This window comes from Amaricoccus macauensis, assembly GCF_049800915.1.
In the GTDB taxonomy this organism is placed as follows: Bacteria; Pseudomonadota; Alphaproteobacteria; order Rhodobacterales; family Rhodobacteraceae; genus Amaricoccus; species Amaricoccus macauensis_A.
This window is the reverse complement of record NZ_JBNAFY010000004.1, coordinates 153,286-177,131: the sequence shown is the minus strand read 5'-3', so window position 1 is coordinate 177,131 and position 23,846 is coordinate 153,286. Positions and strand designations below refer to the sequence as shown.

At 61.1% G+C, this 23,846-nt stretch carries 18 protein-coding genes and 1 tRNA gene; 5 read left to right on the top strand and 14 right to left on the bottom strand.

The annotated features are described in order from the left end of the window. Positions 1-10: 10 nt before the first annotated feature. On the bottom strand, positions 11-1,741 hold the full coding sequence (locus tag ACP15W_RS11440) for a type I secretion system permease/ATPase (RefSeq protein ID WP_424933024.1): 1,731 nt from the start codon (positions 1,739-1,741) through the stop codon (positions 11-13). Between the two features lie 256 nt (positions 1,742-1,997). After that, positions 1,998-3,674, bottom strand: coding sequence for an ABC transporter substrate-binding protein (locus ACP15W_RS11435; RefSeq protein ID WP_424933023.1), 1,677 nt, complete (start codon positions 3,672-3,674; stop codon positions 1,998-2,000). Positions 3,675-4,041: 367 nt separating this feature from the next. On the opposite strand from ACP15W_RS11435, the gene ACP15W_RS11430 reads away from it, so the two are divergent. Then, on the top strand, positions 4,042-4,230 hold the full coding sequence (locus ACP15W_RS11430) for a hypothetical protein (protein WP_424933022.1): 189 nt from the start codon (positions 4,042-4,044) through the stop codon (positions 4,228-4,230). A gap of 91 nt (positions 4,231-4,321) precedes the next feature. On the opposite strand, the gene ACP15W_RS11425 is transcribed toward ACP15W_RS11430, so the two are convergent. The 9 genes from ACP15W_RS11425 to uvrB form a co-directional block, all read right to left on the bottom strand. After that, entirely contained in the window at positions 4,322-5,383 is a 1,062-nt protein-coding gene (locus ACP15W_RS11425; RefSeq protein ID WP_424933021.1) for an AI-2E family transporter, read from the bottom strand. A gap of 47 nt (positions 5,384-5,430) precedes the next feature. Continuing rightward, entirely contained in the window at positions 5,431-7,362 is a 1,932-nt protein-coding gene (locus ACP15W_RS11420; protein ID WP_424933020.1) for an acyl-CoA synthetase, read from the bottom strand. 92 nt (positions 7,363-7,454) lie between these two features. Further along, positions 7,455-9,239 (bottom strand): ABC transporter transmembrane domain-containing protein, encoded by a 1,785-nt coding sequence (locus ACP15W_RS11415; protein ID WP_424933019.1) that lies wholly within the window; start codon positions 9,237-9,239, stop codon positions 7,455-7,457. A 281-nt stretch (positions 9,240-9,520) separates the two neighbouring features. Continuing rightward, positions 9,521-11,554, bottom strand: a complete 2,034-nt coding sequence (locus tag ACP15W_RS11410) for a methyl-accepting chemotaxis protein (RefSeq protein WP_424933017.1) — start codon at positions 11,552-11,554, stop codon at positions 9,521-9,523. Between the two features lie 8 nt (positions 11,555-11,562). Beyond that, on the bottom strand, positions 11,563-12,555 hold the full coding sequence (locus ACP15W_RS11405; RefSeq protein ID WP_424933016.1) for a cytochrome-c peroxidase: 993 nt from the start codon (positions 12,553-12,555) through the stop codon (positions 11,563-11,565). 125 nt (positions 12,556-12,680) lie between these two features. Beyond that, positions 12,681-13,013, bottom strand: coding sequence for a BrnA antitoxin family protein (locus ACP15W_RS11400; protein ID WP_424933015.1), 333 nt, complete (start codon positions 13,011-13,013; stop codon positions 12,681-12,683). Positions 13,014-13,156: 143 nt separating this feature from the next. Beyond that, positions 13,157-13,675 (bottom strand): hypothetical protein, encoded by a 519-nt coding sequence (locus ACP15W_RS11395; protein WP_424933014.1) that lies wholly within the window; start codon positions 13,673-13,675, stop codon positions 13,157-13,159. Positions 13,676-14,205: 530 nt separating this feature from the next. Next, the gene (locus ACP15W_RS11390; RefSeq protein WP_424933013.1) at positions 14,206-14,925 is read right to left on the bottom strand and encodes a hypothetical protein; all 720 of its coding nucleotides are present in this window, start codon (positions 14,923-14,925) and stop codon (positions 14,206-14,208) included. A gap of 218 nt (positions 14,926-15,143) precedes the next feature. Then, positions 15,144-17,327 (bottom strand): excinuclease ABC subunit UvrB, encoded by a 2,184-nt coding sequence (gene uvrB, locus ACP15W_RS11385; RefSeq protein ID WP_424933012.1) that lies wholly within the window; start codon positions 17,325-17,327, stop codon positions 15,144-15,146. 385 nt (positions 17,328-17,712) lie between these two features. Here uvrB and ACP15W_RS11380 point away from each other — a divergent pair, with 385 nt between their 5' ends. The 3 genes from ACP15W_RS11380 (at position 17,713) to ACP15W_RS11370 (ending at position 18,927) form a co-directional block, all read left to right on the top strand. Further along, the gene (locus ACP15W_RS11380) at positions 17,713-18,024 is read left to right on the top strand and encodes an ETC complex I subunit (protein WP_424933011.1); all 312 of its coding nucleotides are present in this window, start codon (positions 17,713-17,715) and stop codon (positions 18,022-18,024) included. A gap of 124 nt (positions 18,025-18,148) precedes the next feature. Further along, positions 18,149-18,225, top strand: a tRNA-Arg gene (locus tag ACP15W_RS11375). A 237-nt stretch (positions 18,226-18,462) separates the two neighbouring features. Beyond that, positions 18,463-18,927, top strand: a complete 465-nt coding sequence (locus tag ACP15W_RS11370; RefSeq protein WP_424933010.1) for an Hsp20 family protein — start codon at positions 18,463-18,465, stop codon at positions 18,925-18,927. Positions 18,928-19,016: 89 nt separating this feature from the next. Here ACP15W_RS11370 and ACP15W_RS11365 read toward each other — a convergent pair whose 3' ends face one another. The 3 genes from ACP15W_RS11365 to ACP15W_RS11355 all read right to left on the bottom strand — a co-directional run bounded on the left by ACP15W_RS11365 (position 19,017) and on the right by ACP15W_RS11355 (position 22,403). Then, complete coding sequence (locus ACP15W_RS11365) at positions 19,017-19,274, bottom strand: DUF4870 family protein (RefSeq protein ID WP_424933009.1); 258 nt, start codon at positions 19,272-19,274, stop codon at positions 19,017-19,019. Continuing rightward, positions 19,256-19,387 carry a hypothetical protein gene (locus ACP15W_RS11360; RefSeq protein WP_424933008.1) on the bottom strand — a complete coding sequence of 44 codons (132 nt, stop codon included), beginning with the start codon at positions 19,385-19,387 and terminating at the stop codon, positions 19,256-19,258. Before ACP15W_RS11360 ends, ACP15W_RS11365 begins: the two co-directional genes overlap by 19 nt. Before the next feature lie 223 nt (positions 19,388-19,610). Then, entirely contained in the window at positions 19,611-22,403 is a 2,793-nt protein-coding gene (locus ACP15W_RS11355; protein ID WP_424933007.1) for a bifunctional aconitate hydratase 2/2-methylisocitrate dehydratase, read from the bottom strand. A 719-nt stretch (positions 22,404-23,122) separates the two neighbouring features. On the opposite strand from ACP15W_RS11355, the gene ACP15W_RS11350 reads away from it, so the two are divergent. Beyond that, positions 23,123-23,776 carry a peroxiredoxin gene (locus ACP15W_RS11350; protein ID WP_424933006.1) on the top strand — a complete coding sequence of 218 codons (654 nt, stop codon included), beginning with the start codon at positions 23,123-23,125 and terminating at the stop codon, positions 23,774-23,776. The last annotated feature ends 70 nt before the right edge of the window (positions 23,777-23,846 follow it).

Sequence of the window (23,846 nt, the reverse complement as noted above, 5' to 3'; positions counted from 1 at the left end):
CTGCCTCCGATTATCTTGCTTCCGCGCTGACCTGGGCCGGTAGCTGGCCCGCGACCTGCGCGTAATTCTTCACATGTGCCTTCAATACCTCGTCACGGGGGCCGAAGGCCTTCGCCGCACCGGCCTCCACGATCAGGATCAGGTCACATTCCGCGATGCCCGCGGGGCGGTGGGCCATGATGATGACGATCTTCCCCGCCTCCTTGGCCTGCCGGATCGCACTGTTGAGCGCATCCTGACCGTAGGAATCGAGGTTGGAGTTGGGTTCGTCCAGAACGAGGAATACCGGATCGCCATAGAAGGCGCGGGCGAGCCCGATGCGCTGTTTCTGGCCGCCGGAGAGCCGTCCGCCGCCGGAGGAGACCGGCGTGTCGTACCCGTTGGGCAGTTGAAGGATCATTTCGTGCGCGCCGGCCTTCTTTGCCGCATCGACGATCTGTGCGGGGTCAGGGTTGGCCTGCATCCTGGCGATATTATCTGCCACCGTTCCATTGAAGAGCACCACGTCCTGCGGGAGATAGCCAATATAGCTGCCGAGCACATCAGGTTCGTATTGGTCCAAGGCCGCGCCATCGAGACGGACCGAGCCGGAGGACGGCCGCCAGATGCCAGCCAGCACGCGAGCCAGCGTCGATTTCCCCGAGGCCGATGCCCCGATCACACCAAGCGCCTGTCCCGGACGCATATGGAAGGACATCATCCTGAGGCTGGCCTTCTGCTGCTCGGGCGGAAAGACGGTGATCTGGTTGACGTCGAGCTCGGCGCGGGGGCGCGGAAGTGCAGTGTGTTCCTCCGCTTCCGGAGTGGACGCGAGGAGCTCGTTGAGACGGGTCCATCCCTGGCGGGCCCGAATGACGTTCGGCCATCCGCCAATTGCTTGTTCGATGGGCGCCAGCGCACGGCCAAGGAGGATGGAGCCGGCAATCATCGCGCCCGGAGAGAGGTCGCCCTGGATCACCAGGTAGGCTGCGAGACCCAGAATGGCGGATTGCAAAAAGAACCGGAAGGACTTGGTCATCGTGGTGAACTGCCCGACCCGGTCGCTCGAAGAGAGCTGCGCGGAAAGCGCCCTGCGACGCAGTTCCTGCCAGCGGTTGGTCACCGCGGCACTCATGCCGAGCGCCCGGACCATCTCGCCCTGCTGGCGAATGCTCTCGGCGAAAACGTCGCCTTGGTTGGAGGCCATCATGGATTCCTGCTCGGGCTTTTTCGCGAGATACTGGTTGAGCAGCGTTATGCAGACAATGATCAACGTGCCGCAGACAGCCAGATGGCCAAGCCATGGATGGAAGGTGTAGATGGCCGCGATGAAGAGCGGGGCCCACGGCATGTCGAATACCGCGAAGAGGATCGGCGAGGACAGTAGCCGCTGCACCGATTCAAGATCTTTCAGCCCTGTTGCGGGTTTGGAGCGTTCGCCTGAGTGTACCGAGCGACGAAGTATGGCGTTGAACACCCGACCGTCGAGCCGGCTCTGCAATTTGGCGCCGATCCGTGCGGCAATACGGGCCCGGGCAAAATCCAGCACGCCCATGAAGGCGAAGAGCGCGCCGATCAGCATTGTCAGCGCAACAAGCGTCTCGACCGATTTGCTCGTGAGCACCCGGTCATAAATCTGCAACATGTAGAGGGGGCCGGTCAGCATCAACAGGTTGACGAACGCACTGAATACGGCGATCGCGACAAACAGCCCCGTCATTCCGTGCAGCCCCGACGCGGCAGAGTTGAGCTTGTTCTTCAATGGAAATTCCTCCGGGTTCTCGCAAATGTCCGGACTTTAGTCGTTTCGCGGACGGGGATGGTTCAATCCTGTCTGTCTTCAGGGCTAGCGCATATCGTGGTCACCGAAAGCACATCAATCGGAATCGAAATTCTTCCGACTAGCAGCGTTAACTCCGGCAGATTACCGCCAACTTACCACAAAAAGACCTCACCTGTTGGTGAGAATAGTCACTTGGTTATCGAAATTGTTAACTTTTGCTGAAGGGGTTCACCGATCAGGAGTCGATCCATACACGCTCAAGATGATCCTCGAAGGAGGGATGCATGTGCAATTCCCGAACCTCGGGTCGCATGTGACGATGAAGCGCACGCCAGTAAGGTTGGACGATCACACCGGAGTCTTGGAGGATCGCTTCCATCTCCGCCATCAGATCCCGTCTCTCTGCGGCATCCGCGAGGCCCATCGCCTGATTGAGCAACTCATCAAAACGGGCATCCGAAAACGCGGTCTCGTTCCAGACGGAGCCGCTGCGGTACCCCAGGGAATAGATCTGGACAGCCAGCGGGCGCATGTTCCAGTTCGTTCCCGAGAAGGGGTAGTCTTTCCAGTCAGTCCAGAAATCCCGACCACTCAGGACGGATCTGGTGACCTTGAACCCGGCGTCCCGCAGTTGGGCCGCGGCGGCATCGCAAGTGTTTCGCCGCCAGTCATCATCAATGGAGACGAGATTGAACTCGGTTTCCTCATGTCCGGCCTCCTCCAGGAGCGAACGGGCGCGTTCCCTGTCTGCAACTTGAGGTGGCAGACGGGCATATTCCGGATTCATCGGCCCCGCGTGATGATTTTCCGCCTTCTGCCCCAGTCCCTCGTGGCCCAGGTCGAGAATGACGCCATTGTCGATTGCACTTTGAATCGCGCGCCGGACCCGCTTGTCCCCGAACGGGGGCTTGCCGGTATTCATGCGCAGGCAGATCGTCGCGCCTGATACTATGTCGTCCTGCATCAGTTCGGCATCAGAAAAGGTACGCACGTAGGCTGCCGGGGTCTCGAAGTTGGCATGGACCCTGCCATCAGAGAAAGCAGCCAGTTCCTCGCGTGGATTGGTGCCCAGATCGACATATTCGATCGCGTCGAGGTGCACTGGCCCCCCGACCGAATTGCCCCACCAGCCATCCGGATCTGTCCGGCGGACAAAGCGTGCCAGCTGTCCGGTCTTCATTGTTTCGAGTTTCCAGGGTCCGGTTCCGACGGGTGCGGCTACGATATCGCCTCCCATCGTATCAAAATCCCGATGAAGGATCATGGCGGGGTAGTCGGATAGGCCGGGAATTAGGGTGATATCGGGGCGGCGCAGTTTCAGCCGGACTGTATGCGCGTCGATCCGTTCTATACCTCCCGGTATTGGCCCGAATTGAGCAGCTTCCCCCGTTTTGTCATCCTTGGGTGCAACAAGGCTTGCCAGGCGCTCCGCCATGGAATTGCCCGGCACGTGAGCCTCGCACCAGCGTTCAAGGTTGAAGATCACATCATCGACCGTAAAGGGATCGCCGTTGTTCCACACCACGCCCTGACGGAGGTTCAATACATACTCGGTCGCATCTTCGTTCAGCTCCCAACTTTCGAGCAAATGCGGCTCGAGAGTAAAATCTCTCGTGAAGCGAACGAGTGGTTCCAACAGGGGCCGGACAAGATTGCCCTTTTCCGGCCAGTCAAAAACGCGAGGATCGCGCACGGGCATGACGGCCATGGAAATGCGAAGGGTTCCACCCGATTTCGGCTCCAGCGCCTGCGCTTCAGCTTGCGGCACTCGACCCGCAATCCCGATTGCAGTGGCGGCTCCCATTCCGAGAGCGGTCGCGCGAACCAGAAAATCGCGGCGCGTCAAATGGCCCGACCGGAATTCCTTGATGGCTGTCTCTATGGCCGGGTGGGCTGGCCGCGCATTTCGCATCGCATTCTCCGGATAAGGAATGCCGGCGGGCAGAATGCCCTCGAGCAGATCAAGCTTAGCGCAGTGATAAACCGGTTTGAAGTCGGCGCTGCGGACGTTGCCATCCCAGCCTTGTTCCCGCGAGTTCAGTCATCCGTGATTCGATATGCGTGCATTCATTTGGACGCATATTTGCTCGGATGCCGCAAATAAACCGAAACATGATCGACTCATGCGATCTAACCGCGCAAATACTTTAACTATCCCACTCTTTCATAAACCTATTTAGCGTTCTGAGAATTTTAATCTGTTGCCCGATGGCGATATGGCGTAGGAAGAACACGTGGCCACCCCGAGGGCGTGGCGGCATGCGTACGGGGATTGTAATATGTATCTACCTGAAGACAACGAGCAGATGTTCGAGATCCTGGCGGAGCTTCGGGTATATGCGGCAATGAATGCCTTTACCAATCTCGCCGAAGAACTCGATGATGCTCTGGTGCTTCTCAGGACTGAGATACGCCGCCAGGAGGACCTCGCCGGGTCCGGTTGTCATCCGAGCATGGACAAGCGCTGAGCGCAGCTCCCCCCACATTTCTCTCGACTCCACTGGGCCCTGATTTGCGGCTGGCACCCGGGATGCCTGGGATATCGTGGATCGACCGCAATCAACTCACGAGTGGGCCGGTCTCCGGATCGCGCCGCTCGATCGCCTCTCCAACCTGGCCATTGCGCGACAGCATGACCGCGAAGGGGCGCGTGCTCTGGAACGAGGCCAGCACGATCACGAGGCTGGCCATGATCGGCACGCTCAAAATGGCTCCCGGTATACCCCATAGCGCCGACCAGATCGCGAGGCCGAGGAGAATCACCGTCGGGCTGAGGTTGAGCGAATTGCCCATTATATAGGGCTCAAGGATGCTGCCCACGAACATCTGCGCCGCCGACAGCACAAGGAGCACGAGCAGCACGGTGCCGATGTCCCCGAACTGCATCGCCGAGAGAACGACCGGAAACAGAACTCCGATGAAGGAGCCGACATAGGGGATGTAGTTAAGCAGGCCGATAAGCACAGCCCAGAAGGCGGCAAACTCGACACCGACCACCGACATCATCACCCAGCTGATTGCGCCGAGAACAATGTTCACGAAAGTCTTGAGCGCGAGATAGGCCCCGACGCGATCGTTCACCTCCGCAAGAATGGCGTTTATCTCGGCCACGGTCTCCGGATCGCTGGAAAGGCGGCTGATTTTCGTGCCGAAGGTCACCCGCTCGCTCAACAGGAACCCGGCATAAATGAAGACCACGGCAGCCACAGCGACGATCTGCGAAACCGAAGAAAGAGTTGTCTGGATCAGCGGTCGGAACTCGATCTCCGCCAGAACCTGATCCCGGAGCGTTGTCCAGGTCGGTTCCTCCTGCACACCCAGATGCACTGCAGCGGACTGGATCAGGCTGAGAAGCTGTTCCTGATACCGCGGAATGACAGCCGCAACCGAGCTGGCATTGGTAATGATGAGTGCAATCATGGAGGCGATTGCGGCGCCGATGGCGAAGACCGCGACAAGTTGGCGCAACCAGCCGGGGAGGTAGCGGCCAAGAACGGGCAGACGATCGAGATAGTGCGCCAAACCCACGATCACGTAGACGACGATGGCCGCCATGACGATGGGCACGATGATGCTCCTGCCGATATAGAGCAGGAAACCGGCCATGATCGCGATCGCCATCGCATTGAACGCATTCTGCAGCGAACGGCGGACAGCCTTCTGGCGTGTCAGCTCTGCGGTGATGGCTGAGTCGGATCCGCTGTCTCGTTCCATGCCCACGGTATAGCGAACTCGCCGAGAACATGACTAGCAGCTTCATCGCCCTCCGCCTGGCTTGAACGAGAAATCTGAGCGACCTGTCCCCGGCGCTTGTCCTCAATAACCGCCACGACGCGTGCGGATGTACCAGCGGCTTCGAGCGTCTGGTTCAGAACACGGGAAATCGCCAGCGCGCGGAGTTCTGGCTTGTAGACCTTGCCCACAGCGGTCTTAGGCAGGGTTTCGAGAACTTCCACATGGCGAGGCATGGCCGCGCGTTCGGTTATCTTCGCTCGCGCGTGAGCATCGATGGCATCCTGCGAGGCTGTTGCCCCCTCGATCAACTCGAGATAAACGGCGGGCACTTCGCCGGAATGCGCGTCAGGCTGGCCGATGGCCCCCGCAAATGCCACGTCCGGGTGGCTCATATAGGCATCCTCGATCATGGCCGGGTCGATATTGTGCCCGCCGCGGATGATGAGATCCTTGGCGCGTCCGGTGATCCAGATATAGCCATCTTCATCGATCCTCCCGAGATCGCCGGTCCGCAGGTAGCCGTCGGGTGTCAGGACGCCGCGGTTCTTTTCGGCCTCGGTATAGATTGCGTCCGTGACACCGGGCCCGCGCACGCAGATCTCTGCAACCTCACCTTCGGTGCATACTTTTTTTATCGAACCGTCCTGTGCGCAATCGAGGATCTTCACGTCGGTGTAGGGGAAGGGAAAGCCGACGGATCCCACGCGGCGCTCGCCGAAGGGGGGATTGATCGAGACGAGGCAGGTGGCCTCCGTCATGCCATAGCCCTCCAGAACCGTGACGCCCGTGGCCGCCTCGAAACGGTTGAACAGTTCGAGCGGCATGGCTGCCGAGCCACTGATCGCGAGGCGCAGACTGCTGATATCGGCATTGACGGGGCGTTGCATGAGGGCAGCCGCAGCCGTGGGCACCATGATTATGAAGCTCACCTTGTGGCGTTCGACCAGTTGCCAGAAGTTGTCCATCACGCCATCCCCGCGATACCCTTGGGGGGTCGGCATCATCATCTGCGCGCCTGTGAGCAGGCAGGACATGAAGACCGGGTAGGCCGCGAAGACATGAAAGAGTGGCAGCGGGCACATCAACGTGTCCACTTCGGTGAACATGTAGGCCTTTCCACACCAGCCATTGTAGAGAATGCCGTCGGGTCGATGCTGGGCAATCTTGGGGAGTCCGGTCGTGCCCCCGGTATGAAAGTATGCACAGACCGAGTTGTCGCGTCGTTCGGCGAATTCCAGTTCAGCCGACGATTGCGATGCGATGGCGGCGTGAAAGTCGACCACCTTGGCTTGATGCCGCCGCCGAAAACGGGGGCGAATGAGCCGTGCGGCCAGACTCTTGGGGAAATTGAGGTGGCGTGCGAGGTCCACCTCGAGAACGGTCCGGACGCCCGGCGCGAGCGCGACAGCCTTGGCGACATTCTGCGCGAGGTCGGTCTTGGGAAACGGTGCGAGCGTCACAACCACCTTGGCCCGCGTCTCCCGCAGAATGCCTGCGATATGCTCGACGGAAAGGAGCGGATTGACCGGGTTGACGATGCCCGCAGTCGCGCCGGCAATCAGGGTGATCGGTGCCTCTATTCCGTTGGGCAGGATGTAGGCCACGACATCCTCAGGGCCGATCCCCAGCTTACGAAACAGGTTTGCGGTGCGGATGACATCGCTGCGAAGCTCGGCCCAAGTGAGGGAACTGACGGGATCCGTGGGGCCAGATGTGAGCTGAAAGGCAAGGGCAGGGCGGTCGGGGAAGGATGCTGCCGTTCTACTCAGCTGTTCGAAGAGCGTCCGGGACGACCAGCGGTCGGAAAGCGGCATTTCCGCCTCGGCGCGCATTTTGTCTGCAAGCTCGCGGCACTCGATGTCCATTGCTGTCTCCCTGACGCCGACGTGTCTGAACCATCGGTTTCAGGCAATAATGATCGCCTACGTCTCGCCTCGCAACAGAGGAATGATGCGGCTCAGGCCGCACCGTCGGTGAACTGAAGGCGGGCAAGGCGTGCATAGAGACCTCCATCCGCAACGAGGGCACCATGGGTGCCTTCCGCGACGATCCGGCCTTCCTGGCAGACCACGATACGGTCGGCGCGTTTCACCGTGGCAAGTCGGTGCGCAATGATAAGCGTGGTGCGACCTTCTGCGAGCCGATCGACCGCGCTTTGCACTGCGCGTTCGCTTTCGGCATCCAATGCGCTCGTGGCCTCGTCGAGGAGGAGGACAGGCGCATCGCGAAGGATGGCGCGTGCGATGGCAATGCGCTGTTTCTGACCACCCGAGAGCATTACCCCGCGCTCACCGACATAGGTTTCGTAACCCTCGGGCAGGGAATTGATGAAGGCATGCGCGTCTGCGGCGCGCGCCGCGGCTTCCACTTCCGCATCGCTGGCCTCGGGGCGCCCGAAGCGGATGTTCTCCCGCGCCGACGTGGCGAAGATCACCGGCTCCTGCGGCACCAGAGCGAACTGTCGGCGCAGGTCGGCGCGTGCAAGGTTCCTCAGATTTTCGCCATCAATCGAGATCCTGCCGGTGCAGGGGTCGAAAAAGCGCAGGAGGAGCTGGAAGACCGTCGTCTTGCCAGCCCCGGACGGGCCCACGAGCGCTATCGTTTCGCCAGGTTCCACTGTTAGTGAGAAGCCGGTGAGCGCTGCGGTCTCACGGCGGGCCGGGTAGTGGAAGGTCACATCTTCGAAGCGGAGCGCTCCCTTGACCGGGGAGGGCAGGGCACGCGGTTGAGGCGGATCGGAAACCGTATCCTTTGCGGCAATGAGTTCCATCATGCGTTCGGTCGCGCCGGCTGCGCGTTGCAATTCGCCCCAAATATCAGAGAGCGAGCCGACCGCCCCGGCCACGAGCACCGCATAGATCACGAATTGTACCAACTCGCCCGGCGTCATGTCACCCGCGCGCACGTCGCGAGCACCGATCCAGAGCACGCCGACCACGGAGGCGAACACGAGGAAGATCACGAAACCGGTCATGACCGAGCGAACGAGAATGCGGGCGCGCGCCGACCGGTAGGCTGCTTCCGAAAGGCTCCCGAATTCCGCGATGCTCGCGGCCTCATGCGTGAAGGCCTGCACGGTGTGGGCGGCGAGCAGCGTTTCGGAGGCTTGCGCACTCGATTCCGCAATTCTGTCCTGATTCTCGCGGGATAGGCGGCGAACCCTACGTCCGAGCGTGAGGATCGGGACGAGGACAAGGGGCACAACGATCAAGACGATGGCGGTGAGCTTCGGGCTGGTGATCACGAGAAGCACGAGCCCCCCGATCACCGTGAGCATGTTTCGCAGGGCCACCGATACCGAAGAGCCGATGACCGAGAGCACGAGGGTGGTGTCGGTGGTCAGCCGGGAGAGCACCTCGCCTGTCCGGATGCGTTCGTAGAAGGCCGGGCTCATGGCGATCACCTGGTCATAGATCGCGCGCCGAATATCCGTGATCACGCGTTCGCCAAGCCGGGTGACGAGGTAGTATCGAAGCCCGGTTCCCAGTGCGAGAAGGCAGGCAATACCCAGTGCCGCACCGAAATAGAGATCCACCAAGGCCACGGATTCATTGAAGAATTCGTCGATCACCCGCCGAACGGCGATCGGAAGCGTCAGGGAAAGCGTGGCCGTGAGCATCAGCGCGGCGAACGCGGCCGCGACGAGAAGCCGGTATGGGCGCAGAAACGGGGCTAGTCCGCGGAGGGGAGAAAGGGTCTTCGACCTTGCCCTGTCTTCCTCTGCGTGGCTGAGTTTGACCATGCTCCGCACCCCTGAAATTCCCTTCGGTCCGGATCTTTAGCAAGCGGGGCGGGTCGGCTCAAGTTGGCCTATTTGACAGCATGTCGGGGCGTTTTCGGGGGTATGGAATCGATATGGAAAACGTATGGTTTCGGTATGGCTGAAAGTATGGCCAGGTGGGTTCAGGGTCGAGAAACGGGCCAAGCACGTTAACCATTCGCTTACCGGACGCCTCGATCCCGGAAGGGGCCGGCTCAAGGCGGGTGGCGACACTCTAACTTGCTGACAAGACCCCGGGCGGGTCAGCCGGCTGCGCGACCGGCGTGCGGGTGGACAGCGCCGTTGCCGACCTTGAAGAAGGACATCAGATCGGTGAGCTGGTCGGCCTCTGCCGCGACGCCCCTTGCGACATCGGCACTCTCGACGGCGAGATGCACGTTCTTCTGGGTGTTGGCTTTCAGCTCCGTCACGTCCTGACTGATCTCCGCCACCGCGCTCGATTGCGCCTGGGCCGCCTCGAAGATGTCGCTGATCGCCTGGGCGGAGGTCTCGACCTGACGGCTGATCTTCGAAAGCGCGTTGCCGGTGTTCTCCACCAGTGTCACGCCCTGGGAAACCTGCTCGCTGCTTTCCGCTGTGAGCGCCGCGATCTCGCGCGCTGCATCGGCGGCGCGCTGGGCGAGGGCGCGCACTTCGGAGGCGACGATGGTAAAGCCCTTGCCGGCCTCGCCGGCGCGGGCCGCTTCCACGCCCGCGTTGAGCGCAAGGAGATTGGTCTGGAAGGCGATGCCATCGACCACGGAGGTGATTTCGGCGATCTTGCTCGCGCTCACCTCCACGAGCCGGATGGCCGCCATGGCACGTTCGGCAATCTCGGCGCCGTTGGCAGCCTCCGTCCGGGCGGTTTCCGAGAGCGCCTGGGCATGAGCGGCATTCTCGGCGGTGGCTTTCACGGTTGATGCGATTTCTTCCATGGAGGAGGACGTGCGTTCGAGATTGCCGGCCTGCTCCGTGGCGCGGGACGAGAGATCGCCCGCACCGTTCGAGATCGTGAAGATCGAGCTGTTGATCTGGCGGGCCGAATTCTGGATGTCCTGCACCAGCGAACGGAGCTTGTCGCCGGTGGTATTGGCGTCCTTCTGGAGGCTTGCGAGCAGTCCCTTGTAGCTGCCGCGCATCCGATAGGTCAGGTCGCCCGAGGCGAAGCCGTTGAGAACATGGGATAGTTCGGTGATCGCCGCTTCCGTGCCCTGCAGGAGCGCGTTAAGCTGTTCGGCAATCGAGGCGAGTGCCGGGTCGGGGCTTTCGGTGGGCACGCGCGCGGAGAAATCGCCATTCGATGCGGCGGCCACGGTCCGGGCGAGTGCGTCCTCGAAGGTTGCAAAGGCCGCGGCGCGGCGCGCCTGTTCGGCAGCCTGCTGACGCTCGGCGGCAATCTGTGCCTCCACACGCTTCTGTTCCTCGGCCATGCGCTGCGCATCCTCCTCTGCGCGCCTTTGCTCCGCAGCCATCTGTTCGGCGCGGGCCTTCTCGTGCTCAAGCGCCTGGGCAGCAAGGGCATCGCGGCTCGCGAGGCTTTCCTTCAGCACATCGAGCGCGCGCAGCATCGTGAGGATCTCGTTGCGTGGTTGCCGGGCGGGCCTGTCGCGGGGCGCAGTGTCGGTGCCTGTGCCAGTGCCGGACATGACCTGAAGCTCGGAGGCAATTCGGCGCATGTGGCGCGAGAGGCTCATGGCGATGATGCCCGCGAAGATGACGGCAGCGAGCGTTGCGGTTCCCCCAAGCGCCCCGGCCATGGTGATCTGGTCCCGAAGCACCAGCGCATTCTCCGCCGCAACCGCCTGTGCGTCCGTGCTGGCCTGCGCGTTCACGGCCGCGACCAGTCCGGCCAGATGCGCGGTGTGTCGGTTGAGCTTCTCCGCGGTCGGAATGGCGGGCGCGGGGGCAATCCCGAAGACGAGCCCCGCATCGGCCACCAGCATGGCGCGGGTTTCCTCGAGTTCGATCACGAGAGCCCGCATCGCCTCGCTCTGGGCCTTCACGCCGATCCTTTCGACGTCTGCGCGCATGTCCTCCGCGATTTCGCTGAACCGGCCCCAGGCTGCATCGGTGTCATAGAGGCGGGTCATCCCGAGGAGGTCGTCGAGGATCTCGCTCAAGTGGTCCGCGTTGGTCGAGATCCGGGTTGCCTGCGCAAGGATCTCGACCGATTGCTCGGTGCTTTCGCTGCTCGCCTGCCCCACTTCGATGGCGCGCCAGGCGAGCCAGCAGAAGCTGATGACCCCGGCCAGAACAACGGTGAGAATTGGGGCGAAGATGCGGGTGTTGAGGGACATGATCGGCCTCAATTCGCGGGTAGTATGGGGGTGGGCACTTCCGTTTCTTCCTCGGAGAGGCTTTCGAGAAACGCGAGGAGGTCGGCGGTTTCCTCGTCGCTCAGGTCGAAGGGCTGCATGAGCGGCGAGCGGGAGGCACGCTCCATGCCGCCCGATGCGTAGTGGAACAGCACCTCTTCGAGCGTTTCCATCGAGCCGTTGTGCATGTAGGGCGCCCGGAGCGTGATGTTGCGCAGGCCCGGTGTCTTGAAGGCATGTGCCGCCTGCGGATTTTCGGGCTCGAATTCCGCCCGGCCGACATCATCGGTGAAAACGCCGATGTCGTGGAACAGGTTGTCGGTGAAGTTCCAGCCGGAGTGGCAGTTCGCGCATTGCGCCTTTCCGGTGAAGAGATCGAAACCGCGTTTGGCCGAGGCCGAAATCGCGTCTTCCTCGCCCTCGACCCAACGATCGAAAGGCGACCAGCCGGAAACGATCGTGCGCTCGTAGGTGGCGATCGAGGTGAGGATCGTCGCTTCCGTCATGCCACGGTCGGGGAAGAGCCTGTCGAACCAGAGGGCATAGCCTTCGACCTCCGAGAGCCGGTCCACGACCTGCTCGAACGTGGCGTTCATTTCCTGCTCGTTGGTGATCGGCCCTGCAGACTGATTCTCGAGGTCGGGGGCGCGGCCGTCCCAGAAGAGCGGCGCGATCCAGGCGCTGTTGATGACGGTATTGGCGTGGCGGGTGAGGGCCACATTGGCGGCGCCCACGGCCTTGCCGACGGGGGCCTCCCATCCGAACGACGGGTTGTGGCAACTTGCGCAGCTCATGTTCTGCGCGCCCGAGACGCGCGGATCGAAGAAGAGCATCTTCCCGAGTGTCGCGATCTGGGGGTCGTAGGGCGCGTGTTCGGGGAAAGGGATGTCGAGCGGCCGGACGAAATCGGACCTGTCGCCGGCGGCCCATGCGGTGCCGCCAATCGCGGCTGTCACGCAGATCACAAAAACGGCTACACGCACGCCGATACTCCAATGACTTGGCAATCACTTCGTGCTGGATCGCAGTAACTCGTTCAAATGGCGTTAATCCTGCGCTGGCCCGGCGCGTGTGGCCCGGCTCGATTGGCCCTGCGGAGGGACGCGGCTCAGATCGGGTCGCCCTTCCAGCTGCGGTCCTTTTGGGTCTCGACTTCCTTCGACAGGACGGCGAGCATGTAGACCCGGAGGATCGCGTTCACCCGGCTTTGGTAGCCTTTGCCCATGGCGCGGAACCAGCGCAGCATGTCGGCATCGAGGTTCATCGTGACCTTGGCCTTTTTCGGAGTGCAGGGGATTTCCCGCTCGATGGTGTGCCATCCCTCGGGGATGTTTCTGAGCTTCATCTCGTTCTGCCTGCGCCAGAGGTCGAGTTCGTAGAGATCGGCCATGAGCTCGGCATAGTTCCGTTCCTCGGACTTCGTCCGTTTCCGGTCCGTCATCTCGGTATCCATTCATGTTGGAGGAGTGCGGAACCCTAGCGGGGTTTGGTAAAAACCGATTGAAAATGTGGAAATCTGTCTGGTGCGGGATGCGAGGGCGCGCGCGAAGCCGGTATTCGGGTCCGCGCGGCCCCGGTTGGGGATCAGGCGGTTGCGCCCAGTGTTTCGAGGAAGCGCTGGGTGAGGCCGGCGGCGAGAGTCGCCGACTGCGTGGCGTTCTCGTCATTTGCCATGGCGGCCTGAAGCGCCTCGAGTGGCGATGCGGCTGCGGTTTCGCTCTCGGCGGTTTCACCCGTCAGATCCGCGGCGCTAGGTGGCGGTGGTGGCGGGGGGCCGAATTCCCGGCCGGCCATGCTGCCCTCGGTCGCTTCACCGCTGTCGGTGGCTTCGGCGGCTGCCAGTTCGGTCGCCGAGATCGTGCCGTCCTCGTCGGTATCGGTCTCTTCGAGGAGCGCTTCGAACAGGGACTCGAGGTCGGCGTCGCTCGTCTCGGAGGTCTCCTTGGGCGGAGGCGGTGGCGGCGGAGGGGGCGGCGCTGCGGTCGTCTTCTCGCTGGACTGGAACGATGTTGCGCTTTCCGTGCCTTGTGTGAGCGCGGAAAGCTGCGAGGCGATGCTCTGGGTTGTCAGGCCCGAGACACCGCTGGAAATACTCGAGATCACTTTGGTTTCCTTTCCGATAGGCGAACTGCCTAACAGTGCGCTGAAACATAGGATCCTAAGTTCACCGGAAGTTTAACAACATTCCCTCGCAAGCCTCTGGAATGACATCAAAATGGGGAGGGTTCGCATTGAAACTGGGGCAAATTCGAGGAGTGTTCCACGGTGGCTCGGTCGTGTTTCGCTCATGGGAGAAATGCGATTCCACGGCACTCCTCCCGGAACGGGGAACGGCCAGGCACGCTTGTGTTGGCGTCACACGAATGATTACTTCTGGTTGACGCGGCGCCCATCAGATCCCGTTGACGTCTTGCCGGAATTGGCCTGCGACACATCCTTCCGCGCAGCCCCTGTCGTGCCAATGGCACGCCTCTGGCGTTACGAGGCTGCGCGCTTTCCGCGTGACGCTGCACGCCCGGATACAGCCGCTCCGGGGGCAGCTTCGCCCCTTTCGACCTCCGCGCATAGCGCTACAGCCAGCCGGATCACGCGGCGCGCCACCGGCGCCCCGCTGACAGGATCTAACAACAGAGCTATTCTGCTAAGCCAGTTCCGAATCTTGGTAGATCTTTTTCGACGGGCAGGACCTTGTTGCCTTTCAAAGAGGCTTCGACGATGATGTTAAATGGTTTTCTCTGTTCTTCTGGCAAATCGTCGGAGCGAGCGACATGCGCTGGCGCGGAATTTATCTCTCTTTCAATTATTAGGGCACTTTCGTCGCAAAAATTAGAAAATTCGCGGATGGATTGCGAAACATTGGCGCTCTTCCCGAATGCGCATAGTGTTATATTGTCGAAATTGCCTCTTACAACTTCGAAATGATCAGGCAGGTTTATTTTGAAGTTGTGTAAGGTGGGATCTATGCTCGTGCAGTGAGTGTAAAATTTGGCATGATCGTCAAAAATTTGAACGCCATAGTTCCACATCACGATGCCATGAACAGGTTCAAGATATCTTTTTCTTGAATGGTTGCGGATATTTTGCGCTAGATGCTGTCTCTGGTTTCGAAGTGCACGCGCTTTGCCAAGGTTCTTCTTGACTCTCGCATACGAGCTCGCTTGATCGAAAAGCCCCTTCGAAAGCGGCAATAGTTTCTCAATCCCATCAAAAGTCTCGACGATTTCCCAGATTGAGCCAAAAAGTTTATGGCGTTCCTCAAGTGGAAAGTCTTCATCGATCATTCCAGAGTATTCTTCGATTAAAGAAAGCGCATCTTCGTAGTTTCGAAGCAATGTATCCACATAGTACATCATCGAGAATATCTGGATTCTCTGATGAGTGTCTAGCAGGATGGGAATAGTTCGCAAAAAAGTCGAAAATTCCCGCAGTGACGCTGTCGAATTTGGTAAGTTGTTGTAAACAATCATAATTTGAGTCGCTTGGCTAAATGTGCGGTTAACTCCAAAGTCCGAGTCTTTCGCAACAGCTTTCTTGGAAAGCGACGGTAATGGTCAGCCCCCTAGATCGACCCTTACCCCATCTTCCCCCGGCTCTTGCCCCGGTAGGCGCGGGTGCCGCCCTTGCCGGCTGTGGAGCGGCCGCGGCCCTTGACCGCGGCGTCCGAGGCCGCTTCCACCGCCTGCTGGCGGGCGAGGGGATCGTCGGCCACGGCAAGCTCCACGGCCTCGAGCCGCTTGATCTCGTCCCGCAGCCGGGCGGCCTCCTCGAATTCGAGGTTCTCGGCGGCCTTGAGCATGTCCTTCTGCAGGTGGTCGAGATGGGCGCGGAGGTTTGCACCCACGAGCGGCTTGTCGACCTTGGTGGTGATGCGCGCCTGGTCGGTGTCGCCCTTGTAGAGCCCCTCGAGAATGTCGGAGACGTTCTTGCGGACGGTTTCCGGCGTGATGCCGTGTTCCTCGTTGTAGGCGATCTGTTTCTCGCGCCTGCGGTTGGTTTCGCCGATGGCGCGTTCCATGGAGCCGGTGATCCGGTCGGCATACATGATGACACGGCCGTCGGCATTGCGCGCGGCGCGGCCCACGGTCTGGATCAGCGAGGTCTCGGAGCGGAGGAAGCCCTCCTTGTCCGCATCCAGAATGGCAACGAGGCCGCATTCGGGGATGTCGAGCCCCTCACGCAGGAGGTTGATGCCGATCAGCACGTCGAAGGCGCCGAGGCGGAGGTCGCGCAGGATCTCAATGCGCTCGATCGTGTCGATATCCGAATGCATGTAGCGCACACGGATGCCCTGCTCGTGGAGATACTCGGTGAGATCCTCGGCCATGCGCTTGGTGAGCACGGTGACGAGCACGCGCGCGCCTTCGGCAGCGACCTTGCGGATCTCGTCGAGCAGGTCGTCAACCTGCATCTCGACGGGGCGGATCTCGATGGGAGGATCGAGCAGGCCGGTGGGCCGGATGACCTGCTCGGTGAAGACGCCACCGGCCTGCTCCAGTTCCCAGGCAGCGGGGGTGGCGGAGACGAAGATCGATTGCGGGCGCATGGCGTCCCATTCCTCGAACTTCAGGGGGCGGTTGTCGGTGCAGGAGGGCAGGCGGAAGCCATGCTCGGCAAGGGTGAACTTGCGCCGGAAGTCGCCCCGATACATGCCGCCGATCTGCGGCACGGAGACATGGCTCTCGTCGGCGAAGACGATGGCGTTGTCGGGGATGTATTCGAAGAGGGTGGGGGGCGGCTCACCGGGTGCGCGGCCCGTGAGATAGCGCGAGTAGTTCTCGATGCCGTTGCAGACGCCGGTGGCCTCCAGCATCTCGATGTCGAAATTGGTGCGCTGCTCCAGCCGCTGGGCCTCCAGCAGTTTGCCTTCGGCCACGAGCTGGTCGAGCCGGGTGCGGAGCTCCTGCTTTATGCCCTTGATCGCCTGCTGCATGGTCGGGCGCGGCGTGACGTAGTGGCTGTTGGCGTAGACGCGGACCTTTTCCATCGCTCCCGTCTTCGAGCCCGTGAGCGGGTCGAACTCGTGGATCGATTCGAGCTCGTCACCGAAGAAGCTGAGTCGCCATGCGCGATCTTCGAGGTGGGCCGGCCAGATCTCGACGGAATCTCCTCTCACGCGGAAAGTTCCGCGCTGGAATGCCTGGTCGTTGCGCCGGTATTGCTGCTCGACGAGACCCGCGATCACCTTGCGCTGCTCGACCGCCTGGCCCGCGATCAGATCCTGGGTCATGGCGCCGTAGGTCTCGACCGAGCCGATACCGTATATGCAGGAAACGGAGGCGACGATGATGACATCATCGCGTTCGAGCAGCGCGCGGGTGGCGGCATGGCGCATCCGGTCGATCTGCTCGTTGATCTGGGATTCCTTCTCGATGTAGGTGTCCGAGCGCGGGACATAGGCCTCGGGCTGATAGTAATCGTAATAAGATACAAAATACTCCACGGCGTTCTCCGGGAAGAACCCCTTGAATTCGCCGTAAAGTTGAGCTGCGAGGGTCTTGTTCGGGGCGAGGATGATCGCGGGCCGCTGGGTCTCCTCGATGATCTTCGCCATGGTGTAGGTCTTGCCGGTGCCGGTGGCGCCGAGGAGCACCTGGTTCTGCTCCGACTGGCGAATCCCTTCGGCCAATTCGGCAATGGCCGTGGGCTGATCGCCCGCAGGATCGAATTCCGACTTGAGTATGAAACGTTGGCCACCCTCCAGTTTTTCGCGCCGGGCAGGGGGGGCGGACTGTTCGATCATCTCTGTCTGACTCATTTTGTTCTCCCGGTGCGTCGGTAGAGAGTTGGCGGGCGGGCCGAGAAAATCAAGGTAAAGGGCAAGTTAACGCGGGACAACTTTTGCGCAATTTTTGAAAGCGTTTTTACACAACTAAACCATTGCGTGTGTCGATGGATTCGCGCTATAAGGGTTTTGCAAGCAGCACAGTGGTCGTCAACCGGGTCCGTACACCCACCCCACCCCTCGCTCCCTCGGGCTCAGTTGACGACCCGCTTGCTTCAACTTCCCTCCAAAGAAGACCATCCTGCCGCCTTCTTCAGGCGGCTTTTTCTTGACCGGTTCCCCAGCGGGCCATCCGCAGCTTGATCCCGCGGGAGCAGTTGGTCATATAAGATGTGAGTTTCAAGCGGAGATCTTGGGTATGATTGCGAGGATCTACAAGCCGGCGCGCAACGCGATGCAATCCGGGCAGGCGAAGACGAAGCACTGGGTGCTCGAGTTCGTTCCGGCCGAGGCGCGCTTCATCGATCCGCTCATGGGCTGGACCGGGTCCGGGGACATGAATTCGCAGGTGCGGCTGCGGTTCGAGACCAAGGAAGCGGCGCAGGCCTACGCACGCAAGCACGGGATCGAGGCGCAGGTCTTCGAGCCGAAGCCGCGCAAGCACATCCTGCGCCAGAACGGCTATGGCGACAATTTCGCCTCTCAGCGCCGCGGTGCCTGGACGCATTGACGGCGGCGAGCGGGAAATGACCAGCGGATGAAGCCGAAGGCCGGTTTCACGCTTTTCCGCATGAGAATTCGGACGTATAGAGCCTTGGCGCGTTGGCGGACGGCTCCGCTGCCGCGCAATCGGCGGCCCCTTAGCTCAACGGGATAGAGCAGCTGACTTCTAATCAGCAGGTTCCGGGTTCGAGTCCTGGAGGGGTCGCCAGTAATTTCCTCTCGCATATGCCCGAGAATGATTGCGCTGTGGCGTCTTGTCCGGAGCGATCGGAGGCGGAATCATCTGCCGTTCTCCGGTGATGCGGATTGAGCCGGCTGGCTCTTGAAAGCCGCGAAATGTCTTCCCACATACCTCCCGCCTGAGGCCGATAAGGGTCAGGCAAGGAACAAGGACCCGTCCAGTGCGAGGGTCCGACACACTGTATCGCTTTCTGGAGGATGCAAGATGAGACATTTCGACCTTACCCCGCTCTATCGCAGTTCCGTCGGTTTTGACCGGCTCGCGAATGTTCTGGATCAGGTCATGGCCGGCGATGTGAGCCAGGCCTCCTATCCGCCCTACAACATCGAGAAGACCGGCGATAACGCCTACCGCATCACCGTTGCGGTTGCCGGTTTCGCGGAAAACGAGCTTTCGATCGAGACTCGTGAAGGGCAGCTGATCGTGACGGGCCGCAAGAGCGAGACCGAGACCGAGAAGAAGGACAATTTCCTTCATCGCGGCATCGCGACCCGGGCCTTCGAGCGCCGGTTCCAGCTCGCCGACCACGTGAGGGCCGTTGAAGCGGCCACCGAGAACGGACTTCTGCACATCGACCTGGTGCGCGAAGTTCCCGAAGCGCTGAAGCCTCGCAAGATCGAGGTGACGCGTAAGCAGGAAACGCTGCAGGCGGAAGCCGCCGAAGCGTAAGACCTGTCTGATCCGATTTCCTGTGGCAAGGATCGGAGCCCTGCAGCCGCCCGGCTGCGGGGCTGTTTTGTTTGGGGCGACCCACCGCTTCAGATGATCCAACTCGTGGGGTTGGAGATCGGTTCCCGGCGCCCGACCGTCTGCAAGCCGATGACCACACGGACGATCATCCATACGGCCGTGGCGATGAAACCCAGAACGCCGATCAAGATGAAGCTCAGGATCAGAGACGCGAAAGCGTAGAGGAGCCCGATCCAGAAGGTTCGGATCGCCCAAGTGTAATGGCTGTCGAGCCAGGCCTCGCCCTTGCCGCGATTCACATAGGCCATCACGAGGCCGATGAGCACGGTGATCGCGAAGATGAAGCCGCAAGGTAGAGAACGTAGATCACCTGGATGTTGGTCTTGCCGGGATCCATGATGCCCGGTTCGTCGCTCTGCGGGTCTTCGAGGTCTGCCATGTGCCGCTCCTGTGGATCCGAAAGGTTCCAAGACGTGGAAAAAACGGCGGACGCCGCTTCCCTTTCGTCAGGAATAGCCCATGGCAGCGTATCAAGACAGGCGTTTTGGACGCAGGCACGACGTTCGTAAAGAAACGCGAACAGGCTGCGATGGCCCATTCGCGTCTCTCGAGCTTGGCCGGGCAGGAGGGAACCTGCCCGATTGAGGCCTATGGCACGCGGCTCAGAAATGCACCGAGCGGGTGGTTTCCGGAATGTCCTGCGGCGGGGCGAACTTGGTCAGGTCAATCCCTTCCACGGCGGTCTTGTATTCCTCCGCGTTGGGGGTGCGACCGAGGATCGCTGAGAGAACCACGACGGGCGTGGAGGCGAGGAGCGACTCGCCCTTCTTTTCGGCACTGTCTTCGACAACGCGGCCCTGGAACAGGCGGGTGGAGGTCGCGAGAACCGTGTCGCCCTTGGCGGCCTTCTCCTGGTTGCCCATGCAGAGGTTGCAGCCCGGACGCTCGAGATAGAGGATGTTCTCGTATTCGGTGCGTGCGTTGCTCTTCGGGAAGAGATCGTCGAACTCGAAGCCCGAGTATTTCTGCAAGATCTCCCAGTCGCCCTCTTCCTTGAGCTCGTCGATGATATTGTAGGTCGGAGCGGCCACGACGAGCGGTGCCTTGAATTCGACCTTTCCCTCGGCCTTCTCGAGGTTGCGCAGCATCTGGGCCACGATCTTCACGTCACCCTTGTGCACCATGCAGGAGCCGACGAAGCCCAGATCGACCTTCTTCTTGCCGCCGTAGAAGGAGACGGGGCGGATCGTGTCGTGGGTATACCGGCGGGAGGCATCGGCGTTGTTCACATCCGGGTCCGCGATCATCGGCTCGTCGATCAGGTCGAGATCCACGACCACTTCGGCGAAGTATTTCGCGTTGTCGTCGGGGCGCAGTGCAGGCTTCTCACCCGACTTGATCTCGGCGATGCGCTTGTCGGCCTTGTCGATCAGGCCTTGCAGCGTGCCGGCCGCATTGTCCATGCCCTTGTCGATCATCACCTGAATGCGGGACTTGGCCAGTTCCAGCGATCCGATCAGCGTCTCATCGTTGGAGATGCAGATCGACGCCTTGGCCTTCATCTCGGCCGTCCAATCGGTGAAGGTGAATGCCTGGTCGGCAAGCAGGGTGCCGATGTGAACCTCGATGACCCGGCCCTGGAAAACGTTGTCGCCGTGCTGCTGGAGCATCTGTGCCTGGGTGGCATGCACGACATCGCGGAAATCCATGTGGTTGGCCATCTTGCCCTTGAAGGTGACCTTTACCGATTCCGGGATCGGCATTGTTGCCTCTCCGGTCGCGAGCGCGAGCGCCACGGTGCCCGAATCCGCGCCGAACGCCACGCCCTTGGACATGCGGGTGTGGCTGTCGCCACCGATGATGATGTCCCAGTCGCTCACAGTGATGTCGTTGAGCACCTTGTGGATCACGTCGGTCATGGCGTGATATTCGCCCTTCGGATCACGCGCGGTGATCAGGCCGAAGGAATTCATAAAGGACATGAGGCGCGGGATGTTGGCCTGCGCCTTCTTGTCCCAGACGGACGCCGTGTGGCAGCCCGACTGGTAGGCGCCATCGACTGTCGGCGAGATGACGGTCGCGGCCATTGCTTCGAGTTCCTGCGCGGTCATCAGGCCGGTGGTGTCCTGCGACCCCACGATGTTGACCTTGACGCGCACGTCCGAACCGGCGTGGAGCGATTTGCCCGGCGTGGCGCCGACCGAGTTGGCGTTGAAGATCTTCTCGACCGCGGTCAGGCCCTGGCCCTCGTGTGAAACTTCCTTGGAGGGGGCGAAGACCGCCGGCGCCTCGATGCCGAGAGTTTCGGCGGCGAAGGTCTGGAGCTTTTTGCCGAAGACGATGGCGTAGGAGCTGCCCGCCCGCATGAACTCGACCTTCTGCGGCGTGAAGGACGGCGCGAGATCGACGAGCTCTTCGTCCCCGGCTTCGTTGTAAAGCTTCTTTTCTTTGGTATTGATCTTGAGGACCGTGCCGGTCTCAACCGAGTATTTCTGTTCGAGGATCGGGTTGCCCTCGTTGTTGAGGATGGGCTTGCCGTCCGGGCCAAGCTTCTTGACCCAGTTCTTCAGGTCGATACCGATCCCGCCGGTCACGCCAACGGTGGTGAGGAAGATCGGCGAGATGCCGTTCGTGCCGGCGACCACGGGGGCGTAGTTCACGAAAGGCACATAGGGGCTGGCCTTCTTGCCGGTCCAGAGCGCCACGTTGTTCACGCCCGACATGCGAGAGGAACCCACGCCCATGGTGCCCTTCTCGGCGATCAGCATGACGCGCTTGCCCGGGTGCTGGATCTTGAGCGCCTCGATTTCCTTTTGCGCCGCCTCGGAGATCATGCACTTGCCGTGAAGTTCGCGGTCCGAACGCGAGTGCGCCTGGTTGCCGGGCGAGAGCAGGTCGGTGGAGATATCGCCTTCCGCGGCGATATAGGTCACGACTTCGATTTCCTCGTCGACATCGGGAAGCTTGGTGAAGAATTCGGCCTTGGCGTAGCTCTCGAGGATGTCTTTCGCGACCGGGTTTCCGGCCTTGTAGGCGGCTTCGAGGCGGTCGGTGTCGGCTTCGTAGAGGAAGACCTGGGTCTTGAGGACATCCGCGGCCTGACGTGCGATTTCCGGGTCTTCTCCCAGCGCCAGATCGAGAAGAACCTCGACCGAAGGGCCACCCTTCATGTGGGAAAGGAGTTCGAGGGCGAAGGCGGGGGTGATTTCCGGAACGACCACCTCACCGAGAATGATCTCCTTGAGAAACTTCGCCTTCACGCCGGCAGCGCTCGTGGTGCCCGGTAGCGTGTTGTAGATGAAGAAGTTCAGGGAGTCGTCCCGATGCTCGTTGCCGGTGTCCTTGATCTGGGAAATCAGTTCCGCCACCAGGCTGCCGTCGTCGATGGGCTTGGGGTGCAGACCCTCACCTTTGCGGGCTTCGATTTCTTCAAGGTAGTCCGTGTACAAGCTCATGGCGATCCCTACGCATCAGTAATGGAATAGGCTTGAGCGCAGCTCGACCGTTGCAACGGGCGCGCCGCGATAAGTCTGTTGTATGCATTGGTATGCCATTTGGCTCCAGAATGCAACAGTTTCTAACCGGGCTTGGCTCTGCAGCCGATCCGGTGCCCGGCAACTCCCCTTTCGGGGGGCGGATCGGCGGTTCGGGTTTGACATCCGCATGCGCGGCATTTCGAAGGGTTGGAGACGGTATTCGGCAGGATGCCGAATCCTACCACAGGATTCCAGAAGAGCGCACCTGGAAACAGGCGCAAATTCGCCGTTTTAAGAACTCTCGCGGATCGAGTTGTGCGGTGCAAGGCGCGCTCTGGCGCTCGTGCCCCGGCGGTGGTCCGTGTGCCTGTTTCGGCTTGTAGAGGAATTTAGGAACGCGGGTTCCGCTTCGGCCAGAAACATCGAGACAACTTCCCTTATGCATCCGGGTGCTGTTGTTCGGCAAACGGCCCCCGTCTATGTCTTTGCAAGACAGCAAGGTTTTCCGATGCCCCGGTCTTCGGAGGTCGGGGGGACGTGAAGCCGAGCAATCCGCCCAGGGCGCCCCCAGCGGGACTGGCTGGAGTTTTCAGTGCATGTCCGCGTGGGAGACGCCTGGGGAGATCAACCGAAATTCGCGGGCGGCACCGCCATGGAGCGGCGTTGCACTGCAAGATGAACTGAATAGAGGTAGACTGATGGCTCTTCGCATCAATGACACGATCCCGGACCTCGAGGTCACGACCGATCATGGCACGTTCTCGCTCCATGAGTGGATTGGGGACAGCTGGGCGATCCTGTTCAGTCACCCCAAGGATTTCACCCCGGTCTGCACCACGGAGTTCTCCGCCGTCGCGAAGCTTGCCGACGAGTGGGAGCGCCGCGGCACCAAGGTAATCGGGGTTTCCGTCGACGGGGTCGAGGACCACAAGAAGTGGAAAAGCGATATCGAGGTCTATGGTGGGGCGCAGGCTGGTTTCCCCATCATCGCCGATGAAGGCCTCGCGGTTTCCAAGGCGTTCGACATGCTGCCTGCCGAAGCCTATCTGCCCGACGGCCGCACGCCGGCGGACAGCGCCACTGTGCGCTCAGTCTTCATCATCGGGCCGGACAAGAAGCTCAAGCTTTCGATGACCTATCCGATGACGGTTGGCCGCAACTTCGCCGAGATCCTGCGCGCACTTGACGGGCTGCAGACCTCCGTGGGGCAGGGGGTTGCCACGCCTGCGGATTGGGTGCCGGGTGCGGATGTGATCATTCCCGCCAGCGTCAGCAACGAGGATGCCGCGGCGAAGTTCGGAAGCTTCGAGACCGTGTTGCCCTATCTGCGCAAGGCCCGGCTTCCCGCCTGATCCCGCATTCGGCTCCACGACAGGCCGGATCACCGCAAAGGTGGTTCGGCGCACCGCCCGCAACCGAAAC

Bases quoted from the DNA above. Each gene is read 5' to 3' on its own strand.
- ACP15W_RS11435 (WP_424933023.1), bottom strand. From the start codon at position 3,674: ATGCGAAATGCGCGGCCAGCCCACCCGGCCATAGAGACAGCCATCAAG.
- ACP15W_RS11355 (WP_424933007.1), bottom strand. From the start codon at position 22,403: ATGAGCTTGTACACGGACTACCTTGAAGAAATCGAAGCCCGCAAAGGT.
- ACP15W_RS11390 (WP_424933013.1), bottom strand. From the start codon at position 14,925: ATGATGTACTATGTGGATACATTGCTTCGAAACTACGAAGATGCGCTT.
- ACP15W_RS11370 (WP_424933010.1), top strand. From the start codon at position 18,463: ATGAGACATTTCGACCTTACCCCGCTCTATCGCAGTTCCGTCGGTTTT.
- ACP15W_RS11425 (WP_424933021.1), bottom strand. From the start codon at position 5,383: ATGGCGATCGCGATCATGGCCGGTTTCCTGCTCTATATCGGCAGGAGC.
- ACP15W_RS11420 (WP_424933020.1), bottom strand. From the start codon at position 7,362: ATGGACATCGAGTGCCGCGAGCTTGCAGACAAAATGCGCGCCGAGGCG.
- ACP15W_RS11415 (WP_424933019.1), bottom strand. From the start codon at position 9,239: ATGGTCAAACTCAGCCACGCAGAGGAAGACAGGGCAAGGTCGAAGACC.
- ACP15W_RS11350 (WP_424933006.1), top strand. From the start codon at position 23,123: ATGGCTCTTCGCATCAATGACACGATCCCGGACCTCGAGGTCACGACC.
- uvrB (WP_424933012.1), bottom strand. From the start codon at position 17,327: ATGAGTCAGACAGAGATGATCGAACAGTCCGCCCCCCCTGCCCGGCGC.
- ACP15W_RS11400 (WP_424933015.1), bottom strand. From the start codon at position 13,013: ATGACGGACCGGAAACGGACGAAGTCCGAGGAACGGAACTATGCCGAG.
- ACP15W_RS11430 (WP_424933022.1), top strand. From the start codon at position 4,042: ATGTATCTACCTGAAGACAACGAGCAGATGTTCGAGATCCTGGCGGAG.
- ACP15W_RS11380 (WP_424933011.1), top strand. From the start codon at position 17,713: ATGATTGCGAGGATCTACAAGCCGGCGCGCAACGCGATGCAATCCGGG.
- ACP15W_RS11410 (WP_424933017.1), bottom strand. From the start codon at position 11,554: ATGTCCCTCAACACCCGCATCTTCGCCCCAATTCTCACCGTTGTTCTG.
- ACP15W_RS11360 (WP_424933008.1), bottom strand. From the start codon at position 19,387: ATGGCAGACCTCGAAGACCCGCAGAGCGACGAACCGGGCATCATGGAT.